Origin of the sequence: Actinotignum timonense (assembly GCF_030216305.1) — a bacterium.
In the GTDB taxonomy this organism is placed as follows: Bacteria; Actinomycetota; Actinomycetes; order Actinomycetales; family Actinomycetaceae; genus Actinotignum; species Actinotignum timonense_A.
This window is the reverse complement of sequence record NZ_JASOKT010000001.1, coordinates 265,491-277,926: the sequence shown is the minus strand read 5'-3', so window position 1 is coordinate 277,926 and position 12,436 is coordinate 265,491. Positions and strand designations below refer to the sequence as shown.

Below are 12,436 nucleotides of genomic sequence, written 5' to 3'. Positions count from 1 at the left end.
CCCGGTTGTGTAGTTGATGCCCGCTTTATTTAGTTCGCCGCGAGGACCGGGTTGCGCAGCACCCCGAAACCTTCGATTTCACATTCCACGACGTCGCCCGCTTTCAGCGGGGGCTCACCGTTAAAGGCACCGGGCAGAATGATATCGCCGGGAAGCAGGGTGCAGCGCCGCGACGCCGCCGCCACTGACTGCGCCACGGAAAGCGGATAATCGGAGGTTCGCGCCCGGGTGTAGGTTTCCCCGTTCACCCGCGAGGTCATCGCCAGATCGCTCACATCAATATCAGTGAGGATATAGGGGCCCACCGGGAGGGCGGTATCAAACATCTTCTGCGCCCCGTTCACATCCCCGCGGGCCGTCACATCATTAATAATGGTGTAACCGAAAACGGCCTCCAGCGCGCGCTCCTCGGGAACATCCTTGGCAACCCGGCCAATAATAATTCCGAGCTCCACTTCGTGGGCGAGGCCTTCGCTGGCCCACTCCGGAATAATAATCGGATCATCGGGCCCGCATACCGCCGTATTGGGTTTCATAAAGAAGAAAAGATCAGCGGCGGTGGCGCCCGGCGCGGTCGCATTGCCGAAGCCAATCGCCTTCGAGCGCGGAATCATGGGGGAGAGGAGCACGGCATCGGCGGCGGCCACCCGTTCCCCGGTCGGTTGAATTTCCCCGAAAATCGGATCATCGGCGAGGATAACGAAGTCATCGGCGCCTTCGTCGTAGACCGCGTAGCGCGGCCCCTGGCTCAAACTCAAGCGTGCTATTTTCATATCATTAACCTTAGTATTTCACCTAGACTTTAGCGACCGGCGCCCCGAAGGGGCGTTACGCTCCCGCCTCCAGCAGGTCTTCGATCCGATCCAGGGCCTCCAGGGCAATCGCGCGCGGGGTGGCCAGCACCATGCGGGCCCATTGCTCAAAACCAGTGCCCGATGCCCGCCCGGGCGTAAGTGCCACATTGGCCCGCTCCAATATAGCGGCGACGGCGCCCTTCGGCTCGCGCGCCTCTTTGCGGGCACGTTCCTCTTCCGCGCGCACAAATTCCGCCTCGGAAAAATCGAGGAAAGCAATATAGGTGCCTTCCACGTGGGCCATGCGCACCCCGGGCCAGGCCCGAACCCGCTCCTCAACAATCCGCAGGGTCTCGCCAATATAGGAGCACACCGCGCGATTCCAATCCAGCGCCTCTTCGAAAGCGATTGCGGTGGCCCGGGCTCCCAGCGTGGAGGTCGGAGAGCTCCAGGCATTGGCGTGGGGCGCGTAGCGGGCTGCGTCGTCGTCGTTATAAAAAATGAGCTGCGCGGCCTTGAGGCCGGGGATATTCCAGCCCTTCGTCGCGCTAATCGCGCTGATCGTATGCGCGCGGGTGGCCGCGCTGCGCGGGCCGTAAGGGACGTAGGTGCCGTCGATAAGTACCGGGGCGTGAATGGAATCCTCAAAAACGCGAGCCCCGCGCCGTTCCACCACGGCCGCAACCGCGTCGAGTTCCGGACCGGTCAAACATCGGCCCGCCGGGTTCCACGGGTTACACAAAACCAGGAGGGAACCGGGGGTGAGCGCCGCTTCCAGCGCCTCAAGGTCCAGCTCCCAGCGACCCTCGCGGAAAATCGAGGGCACCTGGCGTACCTCCCGGCCGTACTCACCGGGAAGTGTGAGGAACGGCATATATGCTGGGGTGGGGACAATGACCGGGGCGTCCGGGGCTGTGAACTGCGTGATCGCGATCCGCAAAGCGCTCAAAACTTCGGGAATGAGGAACATGCGTTCCGGGCTGGGCGCCGGGCCGAAGTGGCCGAGCCACGTGGAAACTGCGTTCATAATCCCCGGAATTTCGCGGGGAGGAAGGTAGCCGAGGGTGCCGCGCTGCGCTGCGCTCACCAGGTAATCGCGAATTTCCGGCGCGATTCCCAAGTCCATTTCGGCCACCCACATGGCGATAGCATCCCCGAAAGCGGACCACTTATGCGAGCCCTGCGCGATGAGATCGGAGACGGTGCGAGTGTCGAAATCATATGTCATATCCGTAGCGTATCCTTAACCCATCATGGCTATCACAACTGCTACCGGACGCGAGATCCGAGTTCGTTTCTGTCCCTCACCCACCGGCACCCCGCATGTCGGTATGGTACGCACCTGCCTCTTTAACTGGGCCTACGCCCGGCACGTGGGTGGAACTTTTATTTTCCGCATTGAAGATACCGACGCAGCCCGTGATTCTGAAGAGTCGTATCACCAGATTCTTGATTCCCTGCGCTGGCTCGGGCTGGACTGGGATGAAGGGGTTGAAGTGGGCGGCCCGCACGGTCCCTACCGGCAATCCCAGCGCGGGGATATTTACCGCAAGGTCGCGGCTCAGCTCCTGGAGCGCGGCTACGCTTATGAATCTTTCTCCACCCCGGAGGAAATCGAGGCGCGCCACCGCGAACGCGGGGAGGATCCCAAGCTCGGGTACGACGGCTATGACCGCAACCTCACCGAAGAACAAAAGGCCGCCTACCGCGCGGAAGGGCGCGAACCGGTGCTGCGCATGCGCATGCCCGATGAGGATATTACCTTCACGGATGTGATCCGCGGGGATATTACTTTCCGCGCCGGCTCCACCCCGGATTACGTGATTGTGCGCGCCAATGGCGATCCGCTCTACACCCTCACCAATCCCATTGACGATGCCCTCACGGAAGTGACGGACGTGCTGCGCGGGGAGGATCTGCTCTCCTCCACACCGCGCCAGATCGTGCTCTACCGCGCCCTGGAAGAACTGGGCATCGCGAAGTGGACGCCGCGCTTCGGCCATATGCCCTACGTGATGGGGGAGGGTAACAAGAAGCTCTCCAAGCGCGATCCGGAATCGAATCTGCTGCTCCACCGCGAACGGGGCATGATCCCGGAGGGCCTGCTCAACTACCTGGCCCTGCTCGGGTGGTCCTTCTCCGCCGAACGCGATGTGTTCAGCAAGGAAGAACTTGTGGAGCATTTCGATATCCACAATGTCAATCCGAACCCGGCACGTTTTGATGACAAAAAGTGCGTGGCGATTAATGCGGACCATATCCGCCTCCTTGACGTGGCCGATTACACCCGCCGCCTCGTTCCTTATCTCAGCGAGGTGCTCAGCGGCGGCGCCTATGAGGAGCTCACGGATCGCGAACGGGAAATTCTTGACGCGGCAGCGCCGCTGGCGCAGACCCGCATGCAGCTGCTGGGCGAGGCCCGGGATCTGCTCGGCTTCCTTTTCGTTGGTGCGGCGGAGCTGGAATACAACGAGAAAGCCCTCTCGAAGCTGCGTGATTCGGCGCCCGAAGCGCTGCGCGGGGCTCGTGAAGCGCTGAACGCTCTGGATGATTTCACGCCGGAAACTATTAAGCCCGCCCTCGATGCGGCGCTGGTGGAGGGCCTCGGTATCAAACCGCGTTTCGCCTTCGGCCCGCTTTTCGTGGCGATGACGGGCACGAATGTGTCCATCCCGGTGATTGACTCCATCGCTATCCTCGGGCGTGAGGAAGCGGTGGCGCGCATTGACCAACTCCTGGAAAAGATTTCCGGGTAGTTGAGAGACTGACGGGGAGGGCCGCGATGGTGGTATGTACGACGCCGCCGCCGCGGCCCGCCGCGTCTTTTCCCGCGCCGGGAACCTACCTGCGTGCCTGGGGAAGGGCCTGGGAGCGGGTGGCGGCGGGCGCTGGTGAACGAGTATTTTTCGAGCCTCTCACCATGGATGATGGCAGCGTGGAGTGCGTCCCACGGGTAGAGCTATTCGGTGCGGAAAATTCCCAACCATCCTGGCCGGTAGCTGAGCTGGGGCCTTTCCAGCGCGTGAACCTGGCGCTGGGGGAGTTCTCCATCCATTTTGCTTTTAACGCGAATATTGAGCGCGTTCTTGCCGCGGATTGGGCCTTGAGCGCGGAGGAAGCCGCTACGCGGGATTGTGCACTTGAGCAGCGTATTCCACCCGAATGGGAGGCGGGCTTCGGGCCCCAGCAGTTGCGCTTCCACGAGGTTGCGCTGCCCAGTCACCGCCGCAGCCACCGCTCGCGCCGCAGCCGTAGGCCGCTTGGTTGGGATATCAGTTCGCAAATCATCGAGATCCTCGGCCCGGCGGATAATCCGGCGCGCCCGGAGGACTATATCGCCTTCAGCTACCTCAGTTTCGACGTGGGCGAGTTCTTCACCGGCCACCACCTCGGGGAGCTCTCCAGCACCTGGTCATTTTTCGGCGACGACGCCGGCGACTACCCGCGCTCCCGCCTGCTCGCTACCGAACTCCCGAAGGTGGCGCAGCTGGATGATTCGCGGATCTACCGGATTGTGACCACGGCCGACTGGGTCGAGCTGGTGGAGCGCTTCCCGCTCCGGATCCCCCTGGAGCGGATGTGGAGTCCGGAGGCCCTTGACGGCCTGGATACTTACACGGTCAATTGGGCGCGGGCCCGCCGCGATTACGACGCCGTGGACATCACCATCGCCGGGGCTGTGCGCTCTATGTTTTCCTCGCTGCCCGCCTGTGACGGCTATACGATGCTCACCGGTTGCACGCCCGGTTCGCGTATCTGGCTGCGGGTACCGGATGCCTTGAGCGCGGAAGCTGAGCGGCAGGGCCGCGTGCGTGAATGGTAGTGACGGGTTTCGGCATCGCCTGCGCAAGTGCAGTTCGAGCTGGCTGCCCGTTTGTACCGGCGCGGGTGCAGCTCGAGCAGGTGCGCCGCTTGAACTAGCGCGGACCGAGAACGTGGTGCGTCACACGTCCAGCGGATTTGCTAGCTCGAGGAGATTCCACTAAGCTTTTTATCTGTCGTCCTCGGGAACGTAACGATTCTGAGGTTCACACCCTTGGGGTATGGTGTAATTGGCAACACAGGTGATTCTGGTTCATCCATTCTAGGTTCGAGTCCTGGTACCCCAGCGATGATGCTTCGGCATTCTCATAGGCCCCGTTCGTCTAGCGGCCTAGGACGTCGCCCTCTCACGGCGGTAACACCGGTTCAAATCCGGTACGGGGTACAGCACAAGGCGGGAAAGCTTCGGTTTTCCCGCCTTGAGTCGTCTCAGCTCAGCCGCAGCCTCTAGGATGAGAATGCAGGGAGGTGGAACCACATGATTATCCGAGGGCGCTATACAAGTCTCGACCAGGTACTCGCTCGTCAGAATGAGATTTTGGACGAGCTGCGCACCACCCGTGATGACTATAACGAAAGAGCGGAAAACTACTGGATGAACGACAAAGAGGCTGCACTACGTCCAGAGGTTGAAGCACTTGAAGGCTTCGTGGATTTCTACCGCGAAGAAGCGGACCGAGTTAATAGACAGTCCGCAGCCCCGTCCGCACCCCCAAAGTGGGACTAATGGCGGCGTGGCGTTGGCTTGGATCCGGCCCGGAACTACCGTGAACCGCGTCCCGCAAACAAAGTGTGCGGGAGAGCACCGTTTCGGGGCGGTTCTGTGTCTCTTACGCACATCCTGTGGGAGGCGATGTCCCGGACTCACACTTTGCCTCGCTGTCCTGCCTAGCCGACCGCCGCGCCGGCGAGGAGGGTATGTTTTTCCGGGATGTACTTCGCATGTACGACAAGTGCAGTCCAGCTCTGAAAACACATACCACCCCAGCAGGTGCTGGTGTGACTATTGAAGTTAGTGAGATCCATGACGCTCTGGCGGGAAGGTCGCCGCGTTTGTCCGAAATCAAAGTTACAGCAACGGCAGCCCCGTCCTGAATGTGCACTTGGTGGGGTTAATAGACAAAAATAGTTGCTAACGACGGCGTGTCGTTGGCTTGGATCCAGCTTGGATCCGTACGAACTGGGTCCGTAGACGAAGTGCGAGGGAGAGCACCGTTTGCATCCGATTTCATGTCTCTAACGCGCACTATGGCGACTACACGGCCCAGAAAGCGCACTCTGGCACCTCTGCCCACCCCGTGACTGTGGCGCGTGGCAGCCCGGGCGGAACGAGTTTTCCGTCGAGGCATGTCACGCAACGCATGTCAAGGAAGCCAGCTTATTGAGGTGCTCGACCTCAATAAGGCCGACTTTTCGTTGGTATAGCAAGGGAAAGTCCGGGTGTTATAGCAACCATTTCTGTCTACTTACCCGCGAAGAGCGCGTCATTTACGCATATTATCAATCACGTTGTACATAACATCGTCGTCAAATCCGGTGTTACTCGCTGCCACGGGCTTACCTTCAACAAGCTTCAATGCGGCCTTGCTGCCAGCCGGCACAGTAGATATCCCTTGCGCATTAGCACACCGCACCCTTGCTACCGCCCGCAAGAATGAGGGATCGCGCATGAGCCGGGTTTCCCATTCCCCGCGCCCGGCTCCGCTATCCTCGCGGGCCGGAGTCAATACCACCTGGATTGCCGGACCGGCGCATTCCTCCAAAGCCGAAAGGTAGGCATGGCGTAATTCCCCGTAACTTTCGGCGGGGAACTCGGGTGGGAAGAATACGACGTCGTTCGGAAGAAGCACCCCAAGAGCATCCGCACGTTCCACGCGCCGAGCGTGCGCAGCTACCACATCCGCATCGGTACCGGAGTTCGCATGCCGCGCCGCACCCTCTCCGGCACCTGCACCACGATCCGCCAGATAACGCGAGGCCGCCAGAAGCGGATCACCCCGGCGCGCGTACCGCAGCGGCACCCCAACACGCGCGCAAAATTCCAGCGCGCAATCAATAACCAGGCCGCGCCCGCGAAAATCGCGACCGTAGCGCGGCCCGGCGATACCCGCTGGGCGATACCCGCGGTCTTCCATCCAGGAGAATTGCGCAGCCAATTCCGTGAGGATATCTTCGCGCACGAGCTGCGGGGGAGCGGCGTTTTCTTCCGCGGAAAGGTAGCGCCCGCCGCGGTCCGTCAAACTTGAGGCATGCGGGCCGACGGCGCGCCACGGAGCCCCGGGCCCCTGCGAACTAATAGCGAAACCCAGCAGAATCCGCCCTGGATCGATGCCGACGGCCGCCAAAGCCCGCAGGGCATGCTCCGCCGCGGGGGCCGCAACCAGGAGGGTGGCGCAGGTGGCATGCCCGCGTTCCAGCATCTCGATAATGAGGTTATTGAGGGCACGATTGCGCCCCAGCCCATCCGCGCACACCGCCACGGTGCGGGCCGAGGAGTTGGGGTGGGATGCAATCATGTCGCCAAAAATATCCATCTCACGTTACCGAAATATGAACAAAAAATGAATGGGAGTCCGCGCCGCGGGTGCGCGGGAGCGAAAGGACTAATCTTCGAGGTTGTCGCGCCCGGGCAGCCAGGTATTCCCCTTCTTGCCCCAACCGTGCTCACGCTTGGCACGCTTGGCCGCGGCTTCCTCGCGCCCGGTGAGCCGATCCACGTACAAATGCCCGGTCAAATGGTCGTATTCATGCTGGAGAATACGCGCGAACCACCCGGTTGCCTCGATCTCGTAATGCTCGCCCTTTTCGTTTTGCGCCCGTAGCAAAGCGTGCGGGGAGCGCGCCAGGGGATACTGTTCCCCGGGGAAGGACAGGCATCCTTCTTCGAAAGGCTCTTCATCCGGATTCACAGGTTCAATAAACAACGTGGGATTAATGGCGACGCCGCGCTCGGGAGCCTCATCCTGATCGGCGTAGACCCACACAAAAATCTGTTTGCCAATACCCACCTGCGGCCCGGCTAGCCCCACCCCGGGAGCGGCCACGGTGGTTTCATACATATCTTCGACCAGCTGAGCCAGGTCCTCGTTAAATTCCGTAATGGGCTGGGCCGGCCGATGCAGAACGGGATCGCCGGTGATGTAAATAGGAAGAATAGCCATGCTTTAGTTTAAGGCCCGGGCGCGCCCAGGCAAAGAGCATTCCGTTTTAAAAATTTCGGGTGGTCTTTTTCTGTCGGAGGCGGGCGCTAAGCTGACGCTAGGAAAAGGAACGACGCCGCACCTACCCCGGCTACCCGTGGGTAGCCGGTCAAGGGGCTCCTCCGTGAGGGGGTCTCTGTGCGAAAGTGAGGGCTTATGCGCATTGCGCTCGTCTCGGATTGCTTCTTGCCCCGCCTGGGCGGGATTGAAGCTCAAACCCGGGATCTTGGTCTGGCCTTGCAGGATGCGGGCCACCGGGTGTTGGTCATCACCGCCACCCCGCGTGATACGCCTCCGGCTCCCGGAAGTCCGGCAGATCGCGATATCGTGGCGGGCCTTCCCGTCCAGCGCATTACCTCAGCGCTCTTCGGTAATCTCCCGGTCTCCCCGGGGCACGGCGCCCAACTGCGTGCCTCGATGCGGGGTGCGGATGTGGTGCATATTCAGGCCGGAGTTGTGTCGCCTTTTGCGTGGGCCGCGATGCGCATAGCGGCGGCGGAAGGAATCCCCACTACCGTCACCTGGCACTGTGTATTGGATCCGGTGGAAAAGCTGCTTGCTCCGCTGCGCTGGGTTACGGCGCGCGGCGTGGTTCATAACGCGGTATCCACGTGGGTGGCTGGGCAGGTACGCCGGGCCGTGGGTGGCGCCGTCGCGGTTATCCCTAACGGTGTGGATCTGGGGGAGTGGCGCGCGGTTGCCGCTTATCGCCTCGCGCGTGCGGAGGCGCTCGGTGGCGCAGCTGGCTATTCGGGCGGCGGCTGCGATGCCGGTGCAGGCGCAGCCTCAACTGTCAGCTCGGATAGGCGGCTTGAGGTTGTGGCGGCGCGGCGCCTGGCCCCGCGCAAACGCAATGCCGCCCTCATCGATTGCGTGGCAGGTGCGCGCCAGCTCACCGGGCGGGATATTCACCTCACCATTTACGGGGATGGCCCGCTGCGCTCCCAATTAGAACGGCGCGGGCGGGCTCACGGGAACCCCACCAACTGCTCCGGGCCCGGGAGCGGCTGGCTTCATCTTCCCGGCCGCACAGACCGGGCCGGGCTCATGGAGGCTTACCGTCACGCGGATATTTACCTCACCAGTTCACGCCGGGAAGCCTTCGGGATTGCCACCCTGGAGGCACGGGCAGCTGGCCTGCCCATTGTTTCGCCGGCCGGCACCGGAGCTGATGATTTCTTAGAAGACGGGCGCTCAGCGCTCCTGGCGGAAACCGATGCGGATATGGTCGCGCAGCTCGCCCGCCTGGTGGAGGATACCGCGCTGCGCACCCGGATTGCCCACCACAATGCCAGCGTGGCGCCCGGGTACGGGTGGGAGGAGGTGGTGCCCCGGGTTCTCGCTGAATATGAGCGGGCTATGCAGAATAGTCGGTCCCGCTAGCCGGATAGTCGGGTGTGTGGCTCGGTGTAGGAAAACACCAGGCCGTGACGCGCATCCGTGTATCTACGCAGCGGGCGATAATACTCGACTACTCGCTACTACCTTTACTCGTTAATACCCTCGGTTGTTTGTAGAACATCGGTAAGGCGGCCAGCTGCGGCCACCACCGCGGCCGAATGCACCCGCCCGGGCTGGCGACCCATCCGCTCCAGCGGTCCCGAAATCGACACCGCGGCAATAACCCGCCCGCTCGGCCCGCGCACCGGCGCGGAAATAGAAGCCACCCCGGCTTCGCGTTCGCCTACGCTCTGCGCCCAGCCACGCCGGCGCACCGCGGAAAGATTCGTGGCCGTAAAGGAAGCGCCCTGCAAACCGCGATGCAATTGATCGGGTTCCTCCCAGGCAAGCAGCACCTGGGCCGCAGAACCGGCCTTCATAGATAGAGAAGCACCCACCGGGATAGAGTCGCGCAGGCCCATGGTGCGTTCGGCATTTGCCACGCAGATACGCTGGTCGCCCTGGCGCCGGTAAAGCTGAGAAGATTCCCCGGTATGGTCACGCAGCGCGATAAGCACGGGATTCGCCGCGGCGATGAGGCGGTCTTCACCGGTGGCGGAGGAGAGCTCACCCAGGCGCGGCCCTAAAGAAAAACGCCCTTCGTTATCGCGGGAAACGAAACGGTGGTATTCCAACGCGACGGCCAGGCGATGCGCCGTCGGCCTTGCTAAATGGGTGGCGGTCACCAATTGCGCTAATGTTTGCGGGCCGGCCTCGAGAGCATCGAGCACGGCGGCAGCCTTATCGAGAACGCCCACACCACTTCCCTCCGGGGCGGGCGCAGGCTGAGCGTGAGGAGAATCAACCATACCGAGATTTTCTCATCTCAATAAGTGAGATGCAAACGTCCACACTGTGGTGCCGCGCGCAGCGACGCGCCGCCCGCGCTACAGTCGCATAATGTCCAGAATGTGAGAATTTCATCTTGCCATATGGACGGAACTGGGTAAACTAGCGCGCGGACCACCACAACCGATCACCGTTGGAAGAGTAGACAGAGTAACCGCAAAAAGAACCCGGGAAAATTCCCCGGAATGATGAAGAGGAGGGTAGGGATGGGACGCACGCTCGCGGATAAAATCTGGGACGCCCATCTGGTTCGGCGTGGCGAGGAAGGCACGCCGGACCTCCTCTACATTGACCTGCATCTCATCCACGAAGTGACCAGCCCGCAGGCCTTCGACGGCCTGCGCCTAGAAGGCCGGCCGGTGCGCTGCCCGGAACGCACCGTCGCCACGGAAGATCACAATGTCCCCACCATCGATATTGATCGCCCCATCGCGAATACCACCTCGCGTAAACAGGTGGATGCCCTGCGCGCGAACGTCGCGGAGTTTGGCATCCCGATCTATTCCCTCGGCCACGCGGATCAGGGTATTGTTCACGCGGTCGGCCCCCAACTGGGCCTGACCCAACCGGGCATGACGATTGTGTGCGGGGATTCCCACACTTCCACCCACGGTGCCTTCGGCTCCATCGGGATTGGCATCGGCACCTCGGAAGTTGAGCACGTCCTCGCCACCCAAACTCTGCCCCTCCAGCGTTTCAAAAATATGGCCATTACCGTCAATGGCACCCTGCGCGAAGGCACGACCGCGAAAGACATTATCCTCGCCGTCATCGCCAAAATCGGAACCAACGGAGCATCCGGGCACATTATTGAATATCGCGGGGAGGCAATCCGGGCGCTGTCCATGGAAGCGCGCATGACGATCTGCAATATGTCCATTGAGGCGGGAGCGCGCGCCGGGCTGGTCGCCCCGGACGCCACCACCGTGGAGTACGTGCGCGGGCGCCCCCACGCCCCGCGCGAGGATGCCTGGGACGCGGCGGTGGACTACTGGTCCACGCTGTATAGCGATCCGGATGCGCATTTTGATACTGAAGTGGTTCTTGAGGCCGCCGAGATTGAGCCCATTGTCACGTGGGGAACGAATCCCGGGCAGGGGGTGCCGCTGTCCGGCGTCGTACCTAATCCGGACGCACTGCCGGAAGAAAAAGAGCGCCAGGCCGCGCGGGAAGCCCTCGACTATATGGACCTGCGGCCGGGTACGCCCATGCGCGATATTCACGTGGATACCGTTTTTATTGGTTCGTGCACGAACGGACGCATTGAAGATCTACGCTCGGTTGCCTCGGTGTGGCGCGGGCGCCACAAAGCCAAAGACCTGCGCGTCATGATCGTGCCGGCCTCGGCGCGGGTGCGCCTCCAGGCCGAAGCCGAAGGCCTGGATGAAGTCTTCCGAGCTTTCGGTGCCGAATGGCGCAATGCAGGCTGTTCCATGTGCCTGGGCATGAACCCGGACCAGCTCACCCCGGGGGAGCGCTGCGCTTCGACCTCGAATCGGAATTTCCGCGGCCGGCAGGGACCGGGCGGGCGCACCCACCTCGTTTCTCCGCTGGTGGCCGCCGCCACCGCGGTGACCGGCCATATTTCCCATCCCGCAGACCTCGCCCCTACAGCGTAGAAAGAACACGCCCGTGGAGATTTTCACCCAGCACACCGGCATCGGCGTCCCCCTGCGCGAAACCGAGGTGGACACCGACCAAATCCTGCCCGCCCGCTACCTCAAACGCATCACCAAAAGCGGCTACGAGGACGCCCTCTTCCACGAACGGCGTAAAGACCCTGCTTTTATCCTCAACCAGGCCCCGTACGCGGCCGGCTCCATTCTGGTAGCCGGGCGCGATTTCGGGACCGGATCCTCGCGCGAACACGCCGTGTGGGCACTACGAGACTACGGTTTCCGCGCCGTCCTCAGCCCGCGTTTCGGTGATATTTTCCGCGGCAATATGGGAAAACAGGGCCTGGTTGCAGGGCAGATTAGCGACGACGCCGCCAGCCGGCTGTGGGAACTTTTAGAAGAAAAGCCGGGCCGGGAGCTGACCGTGGACCTCGACGCCTGCGAGGTGCGCTGCGCCGATATCACCTACCCCTTTGACATCGACCCGTATACCCGCTGGCGCCTCATGGAAGGCCTGGACGATATCGACCTGACTCTGCGTGATATCTCCCTCATTGAGGAATATGAAGCCCGCCAGCCGGGTTTCACTCCGCGTACCCTGCCGCAGCGGCATCTACCCGAGGTGCCGGTTCGCTCGGCGCGCCTGGAGCCAGATTCGCAGGCATAACGCCACCCGGATATCCTCATAACTCCGGAAACCGGCCGTGGGCCGGTA

The 12,436-nt window shown here is 62.1% G+C and carries 11 protein-coding genes and 2 tRNA genes; 8 read left to right on the top strand and 5 right to left on the bottom strand.

What is annotated here, in order from left to right:
- Positions 1 to 29: 29 nt before the first annotated feature.
- Positions 30 to 773, bottom strand: a complete 744-nt coding sequence (locus QP305_RS01250) for a fumarylacetoacetate hydrolase family protein (RefSeq protein ID WP_101595075.1) — start codon at positions 771 to 773, stop codon at positions 30 to 32.
- Positions 774 to 828: 55 nt separating this feature from the next.
- Entirely contained in the window at positions 829 to 2,022 is a 1,194-nt protein-coding gene (locus tag QP305_RS01245) for a MalY/PatB family protein (RefSeq protein ID WP_284903438.1), read from the bottom strand.
- Between the two features lie 25 nt (positions 2,023 to 2,047).
- On the opposite strand from QP305_RS01245, the gene gltX reads away from it, so the two are divergent.
- The 5 genes from gltX (at position 2,048) to QP305_RS01220 (ending at position 5,343) form a co-directional block, all read left to right on the top strand.
- Positions 2,048 to 3,550, top strand: coding sequence for a glutamate--tRNA ligase (gltX, locus tag QP305_RS01240; protein WP_284903437.1), 1,503 nt, complete (start codon positions 2,048 to 2,050; stop codon positions 3,548 to 3,550).
- 26 nt (positions 3,551 to 3,576) lie between these two features.
- Positions 3,577 to 4,617: a hypothetical protein gene (locus tag QP305_RS01235; protein WP_284903436.1), complete on the top strand. Its 1,041-nt coding sequence runs from the start codon at positions 3,577 to 3,579 to the stop codon at positions 4,615 to 4,617.
- 214 nt (positions 4,618 to 4,831) lie between these two features.
- A tRNA-Gln gene (locus QP305_RS01230) sits at positions 4,832 to 4,903 on the top strand.
- A gap of 25 nt (positions 4,904 to 4,928) precedes the next feature.
- Positions 4,929 to 5,001, top strand: a tRNA-Glu gene (locus QP305_RS01225).
- 93 nt (positions 5,002 to 5,094) lie between these two features.
- The gene (locus QP305_RS01220) at positions 5,095 to 5,343 is read left to right on the top strand and encodes a hypothetical protein (protein WP_284903435.1); all 249 of its coding nucleotides are present in this window, start codon (positions 5,095 to 5,097) and stop codon (positions 5,341 to 5,343) included.
- Positions 5,344 to 6,100: 757 nt separating this feature from the next.
- Here the strand turns inward: QP305_RS01220 and QP305_RS01215 are convergent.
- Both QP305_RS01215 and def read right to left on the bottom strand, forming a co-directional pair.
- Positions 6,101 to 7,132, bottom strand: coding sequence for a ChbG/HpnK family deacetylase (locus tag QP305_RS01215; protein ID WP_284903433.1), 1,032 nt, complete (start codon positions 7,130 to 7,132; stop codon positions 6,101 to 6,103).
- A gap of 87 nt (positions 7,133 to 7,219) precedes the next feature.
- Complete coding sequence (def, locus tag QP305_RS01210) at positions 7,220 to 7,777, bottom strand: peptide deformylase (protein WP_284903430.1); 558 nt, start codon at positions 7,775 to 7,777, stop codon at positions 7,220 to 7,222.
- 195 nt (positions 7,778 to 7,972) lie between these two features.
- Between def and QP305_RS01205 the strand changes: the two genes are divergently transcribed.
- On the top strand, positions 7,973 to 9,199 hold the full coding sequence (locus tag QP305_RS01205) for a glycosyltransferase family 4 protein (RefSeq protein WP_284903429.1): 1,227 nt from the start codon (positions 7,973 to 7,975) through the stop codon (positions 9,197 to 9,199).
- Positions 9,200 to 9,303: 104 nt separating this feature from the next.
- Here QP305_RS01205 and QP305_RS01200 read toward each other — a convergent pair whose 3' ends face one another.
- On the bottom strand, positions 9,304 to 10,065 hold the full coding sequence (locus QP305_RS01200; protein ID WP_051278627.1) for an IclR family transcriptional regulator: 762 nt from the start codon (positions 10,063 to 10,065) through the stop codon (positions 9,304 to 9,306).
- Positions 10,066 to 10,311: 246 nt separating this feature from the next.
- Here QP305_RS01200 and leuC point away from each other — a divergent pair, with 246 nt between their 5' ends.
- Together leuC and leuD are read left to right on the top strand one after the other, a co-directional pair.
- Positions 10,312 to 11,724: a 3-isopropylmalate dehydratase large subunit gene (gene leuC / locus QP305_RS01195; RefSeq protein WP_284903426.1), complete on the top strand. Its 1,413-nt coding sequence runs from the start codon at positions 10,312 to 10,314 to the stop codon at positions 11,722 to 11,724.
- 13 nt (positions 11,725 to 11,737) lie between these two features.
- Positions 11,738 to 12,388 carry a 3-isopropylmalate dehydratase small subunit gene (gene leuD, locus QP305_RS01190; protein WP_284903425.1) on the top strand — a complete coding sequence of 217 codons (651 nt, stop codon included), beginning with the start codon at positions 11,738 to 11,740 and terminating at the stop codon, positions 12,386 to 12,388.
- Positions 12,389 to 12,436: the final 48 nt, after the last annotated feature.

Coding starts and splice junctions, on each gene's coding strand:
- QP305_RS01235 (WP_284903436.1), top strand. CDS start 3,577: ATGGTGGTATGTACGACGCCGCCGCCGCGGCCCGCCGCGTCTTTTCCC.
- leuC (WP_284903426.1), top strand. CDS start 10,312: ATGGGACGCACGCTCGCGGATAAAATCTGGGACGCCCATCTGGTTCGG.
- QP305_RS01205 (WP_284903429.1), top strand. CDS start 7,973: ATGCGCATTGCGCTCGTCTCGGATTGCTTCTTGCCCCGCCTGGGCGGG.
- QP305_RS01200 (WP_051278627.1), bottom strand. CDS start 10,065: ATGGTTGATTCTCCTCACGCTCAGCCTGCGCCCGCCCCGGAGGGAAGT.
- QP305_RS01250 (WP_101595075.1), bottom strand. CDS start 773: ATGAAAATAGCACGCTTGAGTTTGAGCCAGGGGCCGCGCTACGCGGTC.
- def (WP_284903430.1), bottom strand. CDS start 7,777: ATGGCTATTCTTCCTATTTACATCACCGGCGATCCCGTTCTGCATCGG.
- gltX (WP_284903437.1), top strand. CDS start 2,048: ATGGCTATCACAACTGCTACCGGACGCGAGATCCGAGTTCGTTTCTGT.
- QP305_RS01245 (WP_284903438.1), bottom strand. CDS start 2,022: ATGACATATGATTTCGACACTCGCACCGTCTCCGATCTCATCGCGCAG.
- QP305_RS01215 (WP_284903433.1), bottom strand. CDS start 7,132: ATGATTGCATCCCACCCCAACTCCTCGGCCCGCACCGTGGCGGTGTGC.
- QP305_RS01220 (WP_284903435.1), top strand. CDS start 5,095: ATGATTATCCGAGGGCGCTATACAAGTCTCGACCAGGTACTCGCTCGT.